Origin of the sequence: Bradyrhizobium ganzhouense, assembly GCF_049949285.1 — a bacterium.
Taxonomy (GTDB): domain Bacteria; phylum Pseudomonadota; class Alphaproteobacteria; order Rhizobiales; family Xanthobacteraceae; genus Bradyrhizobium; species Bradyrhizobium ganzhouense.
Window position 1 is genome coordinate 3,057,674 of sequence record NZ_CP181318.1, and the last position, 16,858, is coordinate 3,074,531.

General features: G+C 63.9%; 14 protein-coding genes. 9 read left to right on the top strand and 5 right to left on the bottom strand.

Annotated elements, in window-relative coordinates:
• Window positions 1-33: 33 nt before the first annotated feature.
• On the bottom strand, window positions 34-813 hold the full coding sequence (locus ACLFLU_RS14010; protein ID WP_426412758.1) for an SDR family NAD(P)-dependent oxidoreductase: 780 nt from the start codon (window positions 811-813) through the stop codon (window positions 34-36).
• On the opposite strand from ACLFLU_RS14010, the gene ACLFLU_RS14015 reads away from it, so the two are divergent.
• The 4 genes from ACLFLU_RS14015 to ACLFLU_RS14030 are packed head-to-tail and all read left to right on the top strand — an operon-like array spanning window position 812 to window position 3,170.
• The gene (locus ACLFLU_RS14015) at window positions 812-973 is read left to right on the top strand and encodes a hypothetical protein (protein WP_426412759.1); all 162 of its coding nucleotides are present in this window, start codon (window positions 812-814) and stop codon (window positions 971-973) included. The two genes, ACLFLU_RS14010 and ACLFLU_RS14015, sit on opposite strands and share 2 nt — an antisense overlap.
• Window positions 974-1,018: 45 nt before the next feature.
• Window positions 1,019-1,807 (top strand): enoyl-CoA hydratase/isomerase, encoded by a 789-nt coding sequence (locus tag ACLFLU_RS14020; protein ID WP_426412760.1) that lies wholly within the window; start codon window positions 1,019-1,021, stop codon window positions 1,805-1,807.
• A complete protein-coding gene (locus ACLFLU_RS14025) occupies window positions 1,804-2,790 on the top strand; it encodes a phosphotransferase family protein (protein WP_426412761.1) in 987 nt (328 codons plus the stop codon). Before ACLFLU_RS14020 ends, ACLFLU_RS14025 begins: the two co-directional genes overlap by 4 nt.
• A 2-nt stretch (window positions 2,791-2,792) precedes the next feature.
• Window positions 2,793-3,170, top strand: coding sequence for a DUF6285 domain-containing protein (locus ACLFLU_RS14030; protein WP_426412762.1), 378 nt, complete (start codon window positions 2,793-2,795; stop codon window positions 3,168-3,170).
• Window positions 3,171-3,280: 110 nt separating this feature from the next.
• On the opposite strand, the gene ACLFLU_RS14035 is transcribed toward ACLFLU_RS14030, so the two are convergent.
• Window positions 3,281-4,060, bottom strand: coding sequence for an enoyl-CoA hydratase-related protein (locus ACLFLU_RS14035; protein ID WP_426412763.1), 780 nt, complete (start codon window positions 4,058-4,060; stop codon window positions 3,281-3,283).
• 211 nt (window positions 4,061-4,271) lie between these two features.
• Between ACLFLU_RS14035 and ACLFLU_RS14040 the strand changes: the two genes are divergently transcribed.
• Window positions 4,272-5,546, top strand: coding sequence for an acyl-CoA dehydrogenase family protein (locus ACLFLU_RS14040; protein WP_426412764.1), 1,275 nt, complete (start codon window positions 4,272-4,274; stop codon window positions 5,544-5,546).
• 145 nt (window positions 5,547-5,691) lie between these two features.
• Here ACLFLU_RS14040 and ACLFLU_RS14045 read toward each other — a convergent pair whose 3' ends face one another.
• Together ACLFLU_RS14045 and ACLFLU_RS14050 are read right to left on the bottom strand one after the other, a co-directional pair.
• The gene (locus tag ACLFLU_RS14045) at window positions 5,692-7,269 is read right to left on the bottom strand and encodes a fatty acid--CoA ligase (RefSeq protein WP_426412765.1); all 1,578 of its coding nucleotides are present in this window, start codon (window positions 7,267-7,269) and stop codon (window positions 5,692-5,694) included.
• 221 nt (window positions 7,270-7,490) lie between these two features.
• A complete protein-coding gene (locus ACLFLU_RS14050) occupies window positions 7,491-8,363 on the bottom strand; it encodes an SDR family oxidoreductase (protein WP_426412766.1) in 873 nt (290 codons plus the stop codon).
• A 105-nt stretch (window positions 8,364-8,468) separates the two neighbouring features.
• Here ACLFLU_RS14050 and ACLFLU_RS14055 point away from each other — a divergent pair, with 105 nt between their 5' ends.
• Both ACLFLU_RS14055 and ACLFLU_RS14060 read left to right on the top strand, forming a co-directional pair.
• Window positions 8,469-9,278: a crotonase/enoyl-CoA hydratase family protein gene (locus tag ACLFLU_RS14055; protein ID WP_426412767.1), complete on the top strand. Its 810-nt coding sequence runs from the start codon at window positions 8,469-8,471 to the stop codon at window positions 9,276-9,278.
• 164 nt (window positions 9,279-9,442) lie between these two features.
• Entirely contained in the window at window positions 9,443-10,987 is a 1,545-nt protein-coding gene (locus ACLFLU_RS14060; RefSeq protein ID WP_426412768.1) for an acyl-CoA synthetase, read from the top strand.
• Window positions 10,988-11,091: 104 nt separating this feature from the next.
• Here ACLFLU_RS14060 and glgX read toward each other — a convergent pair whose 3' ends face one another.
• Window positions 11,092-13,209 (bottom strand): glycogen debranching protein GlgX, encoded by a 2,118-nt coding sequence (glgX, locus tag ACLFLU_RS14065; RefSeq protein ID WP_426412769.1) that lies wholly within the window; start codon window positions 13,207-13,209, stop codon window positions 11,092-11,094.
• Between the two features lie 208 nt (window positions 13,210-13,417).
• Here glgX and ACLFLU_RS14070 point away from each other — a divergent pair, with 208 nt between their 5' ends.
• A complete protein-coding gene (locus ACLFLU_RS14070) occupies window positions 13,418-13,822 on the top strand; it encodes a YccF domain-containing protein (protein ID WP_426412770.1) in 405 nt (134 codons plus the stop codon).
• A 108-nt stretch (window positions 13,823-13,930) separates the two neighbouring features.
• A complete protein-coding gene (gene ppc, locus ACLFLU_RS14075) occupies window positions 13,931-16,723 on the top strand; it encodes a phosphoenolpyruvate carboxylase (protein WP_426412771.1) in 2,793 nt (930 codons plus the stop codon).
• Window positions 16,724-16,858 lie beyond the last annotated feature (135 nt).

The following is a 16,858-nucleotide window of genomic DNA, read 5'->3' on the forward strand; positions in this document are numbered from 1 at the left end:
GGATTACGCTTCACTCCATCCGGGCTACGAAAATCAAAACGCCGTATAGCCGCCGTCGATCACGAACGTATCTGCGGTGTGATACGACGACGCCTTGCTCATCAGGTACACCGCGATGCCACCGAAATCGCTGGCCTCGCCGAAGCGGCGCATCGGAATCCGCGGCATCACGTTGGCGACGAATTTTTCGTTGGCCATGATGCCCGCGGTCATGTCGCTCTTGATCCAGCCGGGCAGGATCGCGTTCGCGGTGACGCCGTGGCGCGCGAGCTCGACGCCGAGCGCGCGCACCAGCGCGTTGATGGCGGCCTTGGTCGCCGCATAATGCTCGTTGCGCGCGGTGCCGAAGATCGAGGCGAGGCTCGAGGTCGCAACCAGCCGGCCGAAGGGATCGCCGGCATTGGCGCGGTCGGTCATGTGTTTTGCGGCGGCCTGGAAGGCGTGGAACACGCCGTCGAGATTGGTCGCAAACATCGTGCGCCATTCCTCTTCGGTGCGCTCGATGAAGGACCTGCGACCACCACCGCCGATGCCGGCATTGGCGAAGCACCCGTCGACCCGGCCGAAAGTGTCGAGCGTCGCTTTCATCGCGGCATTGACCGAGGCCGGATCGGTGACGTCGCAGACGCGGCTGTCGACCTTGCCGGAGAGGCCCGCCATGCTCGCGGCAGCGGCCTTGTTCTTGTCAGCATTGCGGCCCCAGATCGAGACGTTGCAACCCTGGCCGGCTAGCGCCTGCGCGATGCCGAGCCCGATACCGCCATTGCCGCCGGTGATCACGGCGACGCGGCCGGTGAGGTCGAAAAGGTTCATGGCGCGTTTCCTGTTTTTGGCAAGACTTCTTGGCAAGGTTTCTTGGTATGATGCGCGTCAGCCGCTGCGCGCAAGATCATGCGATATGACGGTGGGGTATGCTTTCGCCACCATGGACAAGACCGCGCCAAAAATCAAATATGCGCCGCGGCAAAACTAATTCCGGTCTGCGAAACTGACGTAGGCCGCAACTGGCGAGGAAACGATGCAGTTCAAACACGTCACGCTCGAATTAGATGGTTCGGTCGCGATCCTCAGGCTCGACCATCAGGAGGTGATGAACGCCGTCTCCATGGACATGCTGGGCGGGCTCTCCGATGCGCTCGACGAGATCGAGGAGAAGAAGGACGAGGTACGCTGCGTCGTGCTGACCGGCGCGGGCCGTGCGTTCTGCACCGGTGCAAATCTCCAGGGTCGCAACAATCAGTCCAAGGAGACCAAGGCCGGCCTGACGCTCGAGACCGGCTTTCATCCCTTCCTGCGCCGCATCCGCAATCTGCATTGCCCGATCGTGACCGCGGTCAACGGTCCGGCGGCCGGCGCCGGCATGAGCTTCGCGCTGCTCGGCGACATGATTTTGTGCGCGCGTTCCTCCTACTTCCTTCAGGCTTTCCGGCGCATCGGTCTCGTGCCGGATTGCGGCTCGACCTGGCTGTTGCCGCGCCTGATCGGCAAGGCGCGTTCGGTCGAATTGTCGCTGATGGGCGAGCGCCTGCCGGCCGAGAAAGCGCTGGAATGGGGTCTCGTCAATCGCGTCTATGACGACGGCGTGCTGATGGAGGAGGCGATGAAACTTGCGCGCGATCTCGCGAGCGGCCCGACGATCGCGCTGTCGCTGATCCGCAAGCTCTATTGGGACAGCCCGGAAAACTCCTTCGAGGACCAGCTCAATCTCGAATTCCAGTGCCAGCTGCGCGCCGGCGATACGCAGGATTTCCGTGAAGGCGTCGGCGCGTTCCTGGAAAAGCGACCCGCGCAGTTCAAAGGCAAATGATCGAGGCGGAGCTTTCCCGCAGCGTCCAGCGCTGGTGTCCCGGTGCGACCGGCGTCACCGGCGCGGCGAAGCTGTCCGGCGGCGCCAGCCAGGAGACCTGGCGCTTCGACATCACGCATCCCGATGGGCCGATCGGCGCGATCCTGCGCCGCTCGCCGAAAGGCTATGGCGCAGCGCCGACGCGCGCGGCGGGTCTTGCGGCTGAAGCGCAGCTGATGCAGCTCGCCTATGAGGCGGGCGTGCCGTCGCCGCGCGTGATGCATGTGCTGACGCCGGACGAAGAGCTCGGCACCGGCTTCATCATGCAGCGGGTCGAGGGCGAGACGATCGCACGCAAGATTCTTCGTGACGAGGAGTTCGCGGCGGCGCGGCCGCTGCTCGCGCGGCAGATCGGCGGCGTGCTTGCGGGCCTGCACAGGCTGCCGCAGGACAAACTGCCCGAGCTGCGCAGCCGCTCCGCGACCGAGGAGATTTCCGAGTTCGAGCGCGACTATCGCAGCCTGAATTGGCCAAAGCCGGTGTTCGAGCTGGCGCTGCGCTGGCTGCGCGACCACGATCCGGGCCCCTCGGCCGAGACCACGCTGGTGCATGGCGATTTCCGCAACGGCAATCTCATCATCGGCGCCGACGGCGTTCGCGCCGTGCTGGACTGGGAGCTCGCCCATCTCGGCGATCCCATGGAGGATCTCGGCTGGGTCTGCGTGAACTCCTGGCGCTTTGGCGAGATCGACAAGCCGGTTGGCGGCTTTGGCTCGCGCGAAGATCTATTCGCGGGCTATGAGGCAGTTGGCCGCAAGGTCGATCCGGCGCGCGTCAATTTCTGGGAAGTGATGGGGACGCTGCGCTGGGGCATCATGTGCGGCGGCATGATGCAGCGGTTCCGCGAGGGGCCGGATCATTCGATGGAGCGCGCGATGATCGGCCGCCGCGCGTCTGAAACAGAGATTGATCTGCTGCGGCTGCTCGCGCCGCGGGGAGGCTAAGCATGCAGGACGAACCGACATCGATCGAGCTGACCAAGGCTGTCGCCGACTTCCTCCGCAACGACATCACGCCGCTGATCTCCGGCCACCAGGCGTTCAAGCTGCGGGTGGCGATCAACATTCTCGACCTCGTCACGCGGCAGCTGACGCGCGAGGCGGGGAGCGACGCGAAGGAGCTGGAGCGGCTACGCGCGCTGCTCGGCATGGACGGCTCGGTGACCGAGCTCAACCGCGCACTCGCGGAACGTATCGCCAAGGGCGAGGTTGATTTAGCAACACCAGGCCTTGCCGAGCATCTGTGGGCGACCACGATGGACAAGCTCGCGGTCGATCAGCCGAATTACGCGTCCTATAAGCGCGAGCTGTCGCGAGGCGGGTAGGCCTCTCCCCGTCATTGCGAGGAGCCCTTGCGACGAAGCAATCCAGACTGTCTCCGCGGGTGCATTTCTGGATTGCTTCGCTTCGCTCGCAATGACGGCGGAGGGACCGCCTACTTCCCCACCCATTTCGGCGGCCGCTTCTCCGAAAACGCCTTCGGGCCCTCGATATAATCCTGTGAGGCCACCATTGCCTTCACCGCCGGATATTCGCGCTGCTCCTCGATCGCCTGCTCCAGCGACACGGCAAGGCCCTTCTGAATCGTTTGCTTCGAGGCCCGGATCGACATCGGTGAGTTCTTGGTGATCATCTCCGCCCAGCGCAGCGCGCCCGCAAGCGCCTCGCCCTGCGGCACCACCTCGTTGACGAAGCCGAGCTCATGGCCCTCCTTGGCGCTGACATGACGCGCTGTGAGGATCATGCCCATCGCGCGCTTCAGCCCGATCTGGCGCGGCAACCGGTGCAGGCCGCCGGCGAGTGCGGCAAGGCCGACACGCGGCTCGGGCAGCGCGAAGGTCGCGTTTTCCGAGGCGATGATCAGGTCGCAGGCGAGCGCGATCTCGAAGCCGCCGCCCATCGCGACACCGTTCACCGCGGCGATGATCGGCTTGTCGCAGTCGAATCGCGAGGTGAGGCCAGCGAAGCCGCCCTTGTCCCAGCCGCGCTTGCCCCCCGCCGCCTGCCACTTCAGATCGTTGCCCGCGCAGAACGCCTTGTCGCCGGCGCCGGTGACGACCGCGACCCACTGCTCGGGGTCGGCGGCGAAATCGTCAAACACCTTGTTGAGCTCGAAATGCGCATCGATGTGCAGCGCGTTGTAGACCTCGGGCCGCAACAACGTGATGATCGTGATCGGCCCCTTGCGTTCCACCTTTGAGAATTTCAGCTCCATCGCGCGCTCCCATAGTTTCTTCCGAAGGAATATTGGCGTCATACTACCGCGCCTCAGTGCGAGAGCACCATCGAATTGCGCTGGTGCGCCTTGCGCCTCTGACACGCCTCACTTTGCTTGACTTGGAGGCGCTCTTCTCACCTTAATCGCGCGAAGCAAAATGCGCCTAGCGCCTTAACGCAAAACGATAAAATCAATCCGGGAGAGAGCCGTGGATTTCTCATTGCCTGCCGATCTCGTCGCCTATCTCGGAGAGCTCGATCGCTTCATCGAGCGCGAGATCAAGCCGCTGGAAGCGGCCGACGACAACATCCGCTTCTTCGATCATCGCCGCGAATGGGCGCGCACCGATTTCGAGAATGGCGGCCTGCCGCGGCATGAGTGGGAAGCGCTGCTGCGCAAGGCCAAGGATCTCGCGGACGCCGCCGGTCATCTGCGCTTCCCGGTGCCGAAGCAGTATGGCGGCAAGGACGGCTCCAACCTCTGGATGGCCGTGATCCGCGAGCATTTTGCGGCAAAGGGCCTTGGCCTGCACAATGATCTCCAGAACGAGCACTCCATCGTCGGTAATTTTCCCGTCGTCACTATGCTCGACCGCTACGGCCGCGACGACCAGAAGGCGATGATCGACGGCTCGATCAAGGGCAAGTACCGCATCACCTTTGGCTTGACCGAGCCGCATCACGGCTCGGACGCGACACATATGGAGACGCGCGCGGTGCCGGCTGTCAGGGACAACGTCAAGGGCTGGATCATCAATGGCGAGAAGATGTGGACGACCGGCATGCATGTCGCCACACACTGCGCGTTGTTCGCGCGCACCTCGGGCAATGACGGCGATGCCCGCGGCATCACCTGCTTCCTGGTGCCGGCCAAGAGCCACGGCGTGAAGGTCGAGGAGTACATGTGGACCTTCAACATGCCGACCGACCATCCACGCGTCAGCTTTACGGATGTGTTCGTGCCTGAGGATGCGCAGTTCGGCGAGGTCGGTCGCGGCTTGTCGCTGGCGCAGTGCTTTGTCCATCAGAACCGCATCCGCCAAGCCGCAAGTTCGCTCGGCGCTGCCGTCTACTGCATCAACGAGAGCGTGAAATATGCGCGCGAGCGAAAGCCGTTCGGCAAGGCGCTCGCCGAGAACCAGGCAATCCAGTTCCCGCTGGTCGAGCTCGCCACCCAGGCCGAGATGCTGCGCCTGCTGATCCGCAAGACCGCCTGGGAGATGGACCAGCTCAACGAGGAGCAGATCGAGCGGACGCTCTCCGACCGCGTCTCGATGTGCAACTACTGGGCAAACCGCCTTTGTTGTGAGTCTGCCGACCGCGCCATGCAGGTCCACGGCGGCATGGGCTACTCACGCCACAAGCCATTCGAGCACATCTACCGCCACCACCGCCGCTACCGCATCACGGAAGGTAGCGAGGAGATCCAGATGCGCAAGGTGGCGGGGTTCCTGTTCGGCTATATGGGGCCGGGGAAGCATTAGCCCCATGTCGTCCCGGCGAAGGCCGGGACCCCTAACCCCAGGGAGATGTTGTCGCGCCGGATGGCGACTCCGAGTCATCGCCAAACCCAAGCCTGGGGGTATGGGTCCCGGCCTTCGCCGGGACGACCACGAGGATAGGGCGAGGCTAATTCACCCGTCGATCCTTCCCCGCCCAATAGGGCTCGCGCAATTGCCGCCGCAAGATCTTGCCGCTCGGATTCCGCGGCAGCGCCGGCAGGAACTCCACGCTCTTCGGCGTCTTGAACCCTGCGATGCGCTCGCGGGTGAAGTTGATGATGTCGGTGGCGGTCGCCTCCTTGCCGGGCTTCATCACCACGACGGCCTTCACGGCCTCGCCCCATTTGTCGTCGGGGATGCCGATCACGGCGGCCTCCGCGACGTCAGGATGATCGCACAGCGCGCTCTCGACCTCGGCCGGGTAGATGTTCTCGCCGCCGGAAATGATCATGTCCTTGATGCGGTCGTGGATGTAGAGATAACCGTCCTCGTCCATGTAGCCGGCATCGCCCGTGCGCAGCCAGCCGTCGCTGCGCAGCGTCGACGCGGTCGCCTCCGGCAAATTCCAGTAGCCGGCCATGTTGGAGCCCGAGCGCGTCGCGATCTCGCCGACCTCGCGCGGCGGTAGCGGCTTGCCGTCAGCGCCCAGAATCGCGATCTCGACGCCCGGCAGCGCCTTGCCGGCGGAACGCATCCGCTCCAGGCCCTCGACGTGGTCCTCAGGCGGCAGCGCGACGATGGTGCCCGTCGTCTCCGTCATGCCGTACATCTGCACAAAGTCGCATTTGAAGACCTCGATGCATTCCTTCAGAAGCGCCGCTGGAATAGGCGAAGCGCCGTAGAGCATGTATTTCAATCGCGAGAAGTCGACTGTCTTCGCGCGCGGCTGCCGCACCACGAACTGCATCGCCGCCGGCACCATGAACAGCTTTGTGATGCCTGATAGCTCGAAGAAATCCAGCACCTTGGTCGGATCGAATTCGCGTGCGATCACGCCGCGGGCGCCGTGATAGAGCCCCATCACGCCCCAGCCGGAGCCGCCGATATGGAAGATCGGCATCGCCACCAGCGACACATCGTTGGTCGACCACCGGTTCCACTCCGGCTTGTCCTCGGCGTTTCCGGTCTGCACGAGGTTGAGAAAGTTTGCATGCGACAGCATCGCGCCCTTCGGCTTGCCTGTCGTGCCGGACGTGTAGAGCTGGATTGCGATGTCCCTGGTGTCGATCGGCACCTTGGGATCGTCGCCGCTCTGCGCATCGCGCCACGCTGTAAAATCCTGCCATTCCGGCGCGCCGCCTTCGGTGGTGATGACGCTACGCACGCCGGTCAGCTGGTCCTTGATCTGGTGGACCTGCGTGATGAACTCCGGCCCCACGAATAGCACCGGCGCCTTGCAATCCGAGACGATGAAGGCGACCTCGGGGCCCGCCAGCCGCCAGTTCACCGGCGCCATCACCACGCCGGCCTTCATCGCGCCCATCAGCAGCTCGAAATAGAGATCGCTGTTCTTGCCGAGATAGGCGATGCGGTCGCCCTTCTTGACGCCCATCGCAATGAGCGCATTCGCGACCTTGTTGGTCTTGACGTCGAACTCGGCAAAGCTGGTGACGCGGCCCTCGAACTCATAGGCGGTGGCGTTGCCGCGGCTCGTCGCGCGCTCTCGCACCATGTCGGCAAGATTCGCCAATGGCTGTGTGGTCATGTTTCTCCCGTCGGCGTTTTGTTTTTATGCCGCGGAGTGTGGCGTCATCCGCGGGTGAAGACAAGATGGGAGGAGGGGCACTGGAATTTCAACATCGTCGTCCCGGCGAAGGCCGGGACCCATAGCCACAAAACGCAATTTGGCGAAGACCGGTCATGACCAGCCTTCGCCAAATGTCTCCCTGGGGATATGGGTCCCGGCCTTCGCCGGGACGACAACAACTACCCCCGCTTCGCCCGGTCCTTCTCGTTTTGCGCCACGATGCTCTCGCGCGCGGTTTTCCAGTCGTCGTCGCTCCAGTCGCGGAGCTGGTAGAAATTGCCGCCCATCGCGAGCGCCTGGGCGCCGTCCATGGCGATGGTTTCGCCGGTGATCCAGTCGCAGCCGCCGGAAATCAGGAACACCGCGAGGTTCTGCAGCTCCTCCATGGTGCCGACGCGGCCCATCGGGTTCATCGCCTTGGTGCGGGCGCCGGCTTCATCACCGGGCTTGATGCGCTTGCTCATGCCCTCGGTCGGGATCTCGCCTGGTGCGATGGTGTTGAGGCGGATACCGTAGCGGCCCCATTCGGTCGCGAGCGACATCGTCATCGCATGGATCGCCGACTTGCTCATCGCCGACGGCACCACGTAAGGCGAGCCGTTGCGCACCCAGGTCACGGTGATCGACACGACGTTGCCGGGTTGCTTCAAGGCGATCCAGCGCTTGCCGACCGCATGCGTCACATAGAACGTGCCGTGCATGACGATGTTGGCGACCGCATCGAAGCCGCGCGGCGAAAGTTCTTCGCTGCGCGAGATGAAATTACCGGCTGCGTTGTTGATGAGATCGGTCAGCGGCGCATCGCGAAAAATGGTCTCGATCATCTCCTCGACCGCGAGCGCATTGCGGATGTCGACGCCGTGGCTGGTGACGCGGCCGCCATATTCGGCCATCAGCTCGGTCGCGGTCTCGTCGCAGACGATCTTGCGCCGGCCGCAGATGTGCACCTCGGCACCGAGCTGGAGAAAGCGCGCCGCCATCGATTTGCCGAGCCCTGTGCCGCCACCGGTGACAAGGATGTTCCTGCCAGCCAGAAGATTTTCCTTGAACATGGCTGTTTCTCCCGTACGGATTGTCAGTTAATTGGTCGATTGACTAAATCCGGCCGACAGCTTTCTGTAAAGCGGCACCGAACAGGAACAGGGGAGAATTCATCCATGGAAGAGCGCGTCTCGATCTCGATCTCGGAAGGCGTCGCCGACGTGCGCCTGGTGCGCGCAGACAAGATGAATGCGCTCGATCAGGCCATGTTCGAGGCCCTTGTTGCGGCAACCGAGCGGCTTTCGCAGGAAAAAGGCGTGCGCGTCGTCGTGCTGTCCGGCGAGGGCCGCGCCTTCTGCGCCGGCCTCGACATGGGGCGCTTTGCCGCCATGAAGGAGAAGGGCGGCAACGGAATTCCGGGTGGCGAAAATCGCGATCTCACCAAGCGGACGCACGGTCAGGCGAACTTTCCGCAACAGGCGGTATGGGGATGGCGCCAGCTTCCGGTTCCCGTGATCGCGGCCGTGCATGGCGTTGCCTTCGGCGGCGGCTTCCAGCTCTCGCTCGGCGCCGACATGCGTTTTCTCGCACCCGATGCGCGGATGTCGGTGATGGAAATCAAATGGGGCCTCGTGCCTGACATGGCGGGCACGCCGATCCTGGCCTCGCTGGTGCGCGACGACATCTTGCGCGATCTCACTTACACCGGCCGCATCTTCTCCGCGCAGGAGGCGATGACGTATGGCCTCGCCACACGCATCTGCGATGATCCGCGCGCCGCAGCGCTCGAAGTCGCGCGCGAGATCGCCGGCAAGAGCCCCGATGCGATCCGCGCCGCCAAGCGCCTGCTCAACAATCTCTCGGTCGATCCGGGCCCCGCGCTGCTCGCCGAATCCGTCGAGCAGCAGAAGCTGATCGGCAGCGCGAACCAGACCGAAGCGGTGCGGTCGAATCTGGAGAAGCGTGCAGCGAAGTATGCGGATTAGCGGCGCCGTCATTCCGGGATGCGCCGTAGGCGCAGGCCCGGAATCCATCGAGCCGCATAGTCTGCGGTGAAATGGATTCCGGGCTCGATGCTGCGCATCGCCCCGGAATGACGACCTGAGTGTTGTCCACGTCTCTTAACCCGACGAAAGATCGGAAAACAAAAATGAGCGAAACGCCCCCATTCCTCGGCATCGTCTCCGGCGAGCGCCGTCGCGCCCACGCCGAGGTCGCCAATCGCGCCGACCGCATCGCAAGCGGCTTCGCCAAGATCGGCGTCAAGCAGGGCGATTGCGTCTGCATACTGATGCGCAACGACATCGCGTTTGTGGAAGCCGCTTACGCTGCGATGCGGCTCGGCGCCTATGGCGTGCCGATCAACTGGCATTTCAAGCCGGAGGAGATCAATTACATCCTTGGTGATACCGGTACGTCCGTGCTGATCGGACATGCCGACATGCTGCACGCCCTGCGCGATGCGATTCCGAAGGGCGTCACGGTGCTCAGCGTGCCGACGCCGCCGGAGATTTTGAAGAACTACAAGATCGATTCCGATCACCTGACGACGCCGGACTTCGCGATCGATTTCGAGCCTTGGCTCGCGCAGTACCAGCCCTATGACGGCCCGGTCGTGCCGCAGCCGATGAACATGATCTACACGTCGGGGACGACTGGCCATCCCAAGGGCGTGCGCCGCAACGCGCCGACGGCGGATCAGCAGGCGGCCGGTGAACGCATGCGCGCGATGATCTACGGACTGAAGCCCGGCGCCCGCGCGATCCTGCCGGGCCCGCTCTATCATTCCGCGCCGAACTCGTTCGGCATTCGTGCCGGAAAACTCGGCGGCGCGCTGGTGCTGATGCCGCGCTTCGAGCCGGAAGAGTTTCTGCAGCTGATCGAGCGGTACACAATCGACACCATCTTCATGGTGCCGACTATGTTCATCCGCCTGATGAAGCTGCCGGAGGCGGTGCGCAAGAAATACGACGTCTCCTCGCTCCGCCACATCATTCACGCCGCCGCGCCATGCCCAGCCGACGTCAAGCGCGCCATGATCGAATGGTGGGGGCCGGTGATCTATGAATTCTACGGCTCGACCGAATCCAGCGCCGTCACCTTTGCGACCTCCGAGGACGCGCTGAAGAAGCCCGGCACGGTCGGCAAGATATCGCCCGGCGCGGAGCTGCGCTTCCTCGGCGAAGACGGACGCGTGCTGGGCGTCGGCGAGATCGGCGAGATCTATTCCCGCATGGCCGGGATGGCCGACTTTACCTATCACAACAAGCCCGAGAAGCGCGCCGAGATCGACCGCGACGGATTCATCACCTCGGGCGACGTCGGTTATATCGACGAAGACGGTTATGTCTTCATCTGCGATCGCAAGCGCGACATGGTGATCTCTGGCGGCGTCAACATCTATCCGGCCGAGATTGAATCCGTGCTGCACGCCGTGCCCGGCGTGCATGATTGCGCGGTGTTCGGCATTCCGGATGCCGAGTTCGGCGAGGCGTTGATGGCCGTGGTCGAGCCGCAACCGGGCATCACGCTCGATGCCGCCGGCATCCGCGCGCGGCTGAAGGGCTCGCTCGCCGATTACAAGGTGCCGAAGCACATCGAAATCCGCACGGGGCTGCCGCGCGAAGACTCCGGGAAAATCTTCAAACGCCGGCTGCGCGATCCCTATTGGGAGCAGGCGGGGCGAAAGATTTGAAGGCCTTGTAGCCCGGATGGAGCGTAGCGCAATCCGGGGCGGTGCTCGCGTTTAAAACTCCGGATTTCGCTTCGCTCCATCCGGGCTACGATAGCGAAGGCGCTCTACGCCAGCTCCCCGCCAACGAACAGCAGGAACGACCGGCCCGGCACCTTGTAGATGCCGTCGAACTCGAACCGGGCACCGGATGCGCCGTCGCCGACATTCGTGTCGAGCAGCAGCGACCAGCATGGGCCCGCCGTGGTGTGCGGCAGCTTGAAGTCGACCTCGCCCTCATAGCTGTTGAGGATGATCAGCACGCTGTCGTCCTCACCACGGCGCGGGATCGCGGTCTTGCGCGCGCGGCCGTCGAGCACGACGCCGAAGCATTTTTGCCAGCCGCTCTCCCAATCCGCGCTCGACATCTCGCTGCCGGTGGCATTGACCCAGACGACGTCGCGGATGTCGAGTTGTGTATCATGCGCGCCCGTGAGGAAGCGGCTGCGCCGCAGGATGGGGTAGTCGCGCCTGAGCTGGATCACCCGCTTGGTGAAGGCGAGCAGCTTTTGCGCATCCTCGCCCATCGTCCAGTCGAACCAGGAGATATCGCTGTCCTGGCAATAGGCGTTGTTGTTGCCCTGTTGCGTCCGGCCAAACTCGTCGCCGCCGAGCAGCATCGGCGTTCCCTGCGAAAGCAACAGGGTCGCCAGCATGTTACGCTTCTGCCGCTCGCGCAGGGCAATAATATCCTTGCTATCGGTCGGGCCTTCGACGCCGCAGTTCCAGGAGCGGTTGCTGGAATTGCCGTCGCGGTTGCCCTCGCCATTGGCTTCGTTGTGCTTGTCGTTGTAGCTCGCCCAATCGTTCAGCGTGAAACCATCATGAGCCGTGATGAAGTTGACGCTCGCCCATGAGCGACGGCCGCCCCAGCGGCCGAAGATGTCGCCCGAGCCAAGGAACCGCGAGGCGAGCACGGACGGCGGCGCCTCGCCGCGCCAATAGTCGCGGACGGTGTCGCGATATTTATCGTTCCACTCGGCCCAGCCTGGCGGGAAGCCGCCAACCTGGTAGCCACCGGGTCCACAGTCCCAGGGCTCGGCGATCAGCTTGACGGTCGAGAGCAACGGATCCTGATCCATCGCCTTCAGAAATCCGCTCTGCTCGTCGAAGCCGTAGACCTCGCGCGCGAGGATGGTGCCGAGATCGAAGCGAAAGCCGTCGATATGCATGTGCCCGGCCCAGTAGCGCAAGGAATCCATCACCATCTGGATCACGCGCGGATGGGACAGATTGACGGTGTTTCCGGTGCCGGTGTCGTTGATGTAATAGCGCTTCCGGTCGGGCAGGAGGCGATAATAGCTGGCATTATCGATGCCCTTGAAGGACAGCGTCGGCCCGAGCTCGTTGCCTTCGGCCGTGTGGTTGTAGACGACGTCGAGGATCACCTCGAGCCCGGCGCCGTGCAGCTTCGAGACCATCTCCTTGAACTCGCGCAGACTGTTCGGCACGTCCGATGCGTAGCGCGGGTCGGGCGCGAAGAAGCCGATGGTGTTGTAGCCCCAGTAATTGACCAGGTTCTTCTTCAGAAGATTGTCGTCGTTGATGAAGGAATGCACGGGCAGCAGCTCGATCGAGGTCACGCCGAGCGATGTCAGATGGCCGATCAGCTCCGGCGCGGCGAAGCCGGCATAGGTGCCGCGCAGGTTCTCCGGTACACCCGGGTGCTTCTTCGTGAACCCCTTGACATGGGTCTCGTAGACGATGGTCTCGTCCCAGTGGACGTTCTGACGGGCCGCCTCGGCCTGCCAGTCGAAATCAGGATCGACCACAACACATTTCGGCATGAACGGCGCACTGTCGCGTTCGTCGAAGGTGCGGTCGTCGCCCGTCTCCATCTTGTAGCCGAACACGGCCGGATTCCAGTTCAAGCTACCGGCATGTGCGCGGGCGTAGGGATCGAGCAGCAGCTTGTTGGGATTGAAACGGTGACCGGCGTCGGGCTGATAGGGCCCGTAGACGCGGTAGCCGTAAAAGGTGCCTGGACCGACGCCGGCGATGTATCCGTGGAAGACTTGGTCGGTATATTCCGGCAGCTCGAATCGATGCGTTTCGCGATCGCCATCGTACAGGCAGACTTCCACCTTGGTGGCATTGGCCGAAAACACCGCGAAGTTCGTGCCCTGGCCGCTCCAATGGGCACCCAGCGGATAGGGCAGGCCTTCCTCGATGACGAAATTGGACATGTGAATCCCCCGGCTCCAATGGCCGCGACAGCAACGCCTGCCGAATGGTTCAAGCGCCGTGCCATTCTGGTCGCCGCGTGCGTCAAATCGATGAAGTAGAGAACGGGTGACGCCATTTGAGGCAGTCACACGCGGCGGTCGATGGGCATCTTCGCAGCGACGATTTTCACTCCTATATAGGCGGGGTCATCGACCCCGGGATAAAACCATGGCCCCCGTTTCCATTCTGCTCAACGTCATCTGGATTCTCATCGGCGGTGCCTGGATGGCATTCGGCTGGCTGGTGGCGTCCGTCATCATGGCCATCACCATCATCGGCCTGCCCTGGGCGCGGGCGGCGTTCAATATCGCCGTCTACGCCCTGCTGCCATTCGGGTCGCGAGCGGTCAGCCGCGACGAGGTCACTGGGGCTGGCGATATCGGCACCGGCCCGCTCGGGGTGATCGGCAACATCATCTGGCTCGTGCTGGCCGGCTGGTGGCTGGCGCTCGGCCACGTCCTGACGGCCGTGATCTTCGCCATCACCATCATCGGCATTCCCTTCGCCTGGGCCCATCTGAAGCTCGCGGGCATCGCGCTCTGGCCGATCGGCAAGGTGATCGTGCCGGCCTAGCTCCACCCTCGGTGTGCGCCGCCCCCAACTTCATCTTGCGCTGCGGCAAAAAACTTGCACACTCCGTAGGCCGGGGAGCCATTGGGAGCTCTACAGGGAGAGCAAGCCATGTCCCTCCAGACCGTACCATCCGACGCCACCGATCTTCGCCCGAACAGGCCTGAGGACGCCCAGGCGCTGGAGGCTGATGCGCGGCTGCGCGACGACATCCGCCTGCTCGGGCGCATCCTGGGCGACACCGTGCGCGACCAGGAGGGCGCAGATGTGTTCGACCTGGTCGAGCGCATCCGGCAGACCTCGATCCGGTTCCACCGCGACGAGGACCGGCTCGCCCGACGCGAGCTCGAGCAGATCCTCGACGGCATGTCGACCTCGGATACGGTGCGGATCGTCCGCGCCTTCAGCTATTTCTCCCACCTCGCCAACATCGCCGAAGATCAGAACAACATCCGCCAGATGCGCGCCCGCAGTGCGGCCAACGGCTCGGGCGTGCTGGCAGAGACTCTGGCCAAGGCCAGGGGTGCAGGAATCGGCACCGACGTACTGCGCCATTTCTTCAAGAGCGCGCTCGTCAGTCCCGTCCTGACGGCGCACCCCACGGAGGTTCGCCGCAAGAGCACCATGGACCGCGAGATGGAGGTCGCCGGCCTGCTTGACCGCCGCGAGCGGGTTGCGCTGACGGAGGATGAAGCCGCCGCCAGCGACGAGCAGCTGCGCCGCGAGGTGCTGACGCTGTGGCAGACCAATTTGTTGCGCCGGACCAAGCTCACCGTGCTCGACGAGGTCGCCAACGGCCTGTCGTTCTACGACTACACTTTCCTTCGTGAAGTACCGCGGCTGGTCAACGCGCTGGAAGACAAGCTGGAGGAGGGCGGCGAGCAGGCCGCCAGCGAACTCGCCTCGTTCCTGCGCATGGGCAGCTGGATCGGCGGCGACCGTGACGGCAATCCGTTTGTGACCGCCGACGTGATGCGCGGTACGCTGCGGCTCCAGTCCAGCCGGGTGATGCAGTTCTATCTGGAAGAACTGCACGTGCTCGGCTCCGAGCTGTCGATCGCGGCCCATCTCGCCGACGTGTCCGAGGAGCTGCGCACGCTGGCGGAGCGTTCGCCCGATACCTCGCCGCACCGGAGCGGCGAGCCCTATCGCCTCGCGGTCTCCGGCATCTATGCCCGCCTGACGGCCACGGCCGAAAAGCTCGAGGTCGAGATCACCCGCCGTCCCGTCGGCAAGGGCGCGCCTTATGAGAGCGTCAGGGAATTGCAGGCCGATCTCGACGTGCTGCACCGCTCGCTGATCTCCAACAATGCCCGCGTCATCGCGCGCGGCCGGCTGCGGTTGTTGCGCCGCGCGGTGGATTGCTTCGGCTTCCACCTGGCGCGGCTCGATATCCGGCAGAACTCGGCGGTGCACGAACGCACCATCGCAGAGCTGATGGATGCGGCCAATCCCGGCATGTCCTATCTCGCCCTCGGCGAGGACGCACGCATCTCGCTGCTCACCAACGAATTGCGCTCTACGCGCGCGCTGGTCTCGCCGTTCGTCAAGTACAGCGACGAGACCATGGGCGAGCTCAACGTCTTCCATGCGGCTGCGGAGGCGCATGCGAAGTTCGGCTCGGACGCCATTCCCCAATGCATCATCTCGATGTGCAAGAGCATGTCTGACATGCTCGAGGTCGCGGTGCTGCTGAAGGAGGTGGGCCTGGTCCATCCCTCCGGGCGCAGCGCCATCAACATCGTGCCGCTGTTCGAGACCATCGAGGATTTGCAGGCGTCGAGCGGCATCATGGATCGCATGCTGTCGCTGCACGATTACCGCCGCCTCGTCGATAGCCGCGGTAGCGTCCAGGAGGTCATGCTCGGCTATTCCGACTCGAACAAGGATGGCGGCTTCGTCACCTCGGGCTGGGAGCTCTACAAGGCCGAGATCGGCCTCGTCGACGTATTCGAGCGCCACGGCGTCCGCCTGCGCCTGTTCCACGGCCGCGGCGGCTCGGTCGGCCGCGGCGGCGGACCGAGCTATGACGCCATCGTCGCGCAGCCGGGCGGGGCGGTGAACGGCCAGATCCGCATCACCGAGCAGGGCGAGATCATCTCGTCGAAATATTCCAACGCGGAGGTCGGCCGCAACAATCTCGAGATCCTGGCGGCGGCGACGCTGGATGCAAGCCTGTTGCAGCCGAGCCAGAGCGCGCCGCGCCGCGAATATCTCACTGCGATGGACGAGCTTTCAAATCTCGCCTTCAAAGCCTATCGCGGCCTCGTCTACGAGACCGACGGCTTCGTCGAATATTTCTGGTCCTCGACCGTGATCAACGAGATCGCGACGCTCAACATCGGCAGCCGCCCGGCCTCGCGCAAGAAGACCCGCGCGATCGAGGATTTGCGTGCCATCCCCTGGGTGTTCTCCTGGGCGCAATGCCGCCTGATGCTGCCGGGCTGGTACGGCTTTGGCAGCGCAGTGGAGCAATGGATCGCGGAGCATCCCGACAAGGGCATGCCGTTCCTGAAAGAGCTCTACAAGGAATGGCCGTTCTTCCGCATGCTGTTGTCGAACATGGACATGGTGCTGGCGAAAAGCTCGATCGCGATCGCCTCGCGCTATGCGGAGCTGGTGCCGGACGAAGCCCTGCGCGAAAAGATCTTCGGCCGCATCCGCCGCGAATGGCATTCCTGCATCGAGACGTTGCTCGACATCATGGATCAGGACCGGCTGCTGCAAGGCAATCCGCTGCTGGAGCGCTCCGTGCGTCATCGCTTCCCCTATCTCGACCCGCTCAACCACGTGCAGGTCGAGCTGTTGAGGGCGCACCGCACGCAGAACCCGGATGAGCAGGTGCTGCGCGGGATTCAGCTGACGATCAACGGCATCTCGGCGGGGTTAAGGAATACGGGGTAGGGCGCCGCTACGGCCACACACTCAGCCGTCGTGCCCGGGCTTGTCCCGGGCATCCACGTTCTTCGTGCCGCGGGGTTAGGCGTGGATGGCCGGGACAAGCCCGGCCATGACGCGTGGAGGAGGCGGAGGTCATAA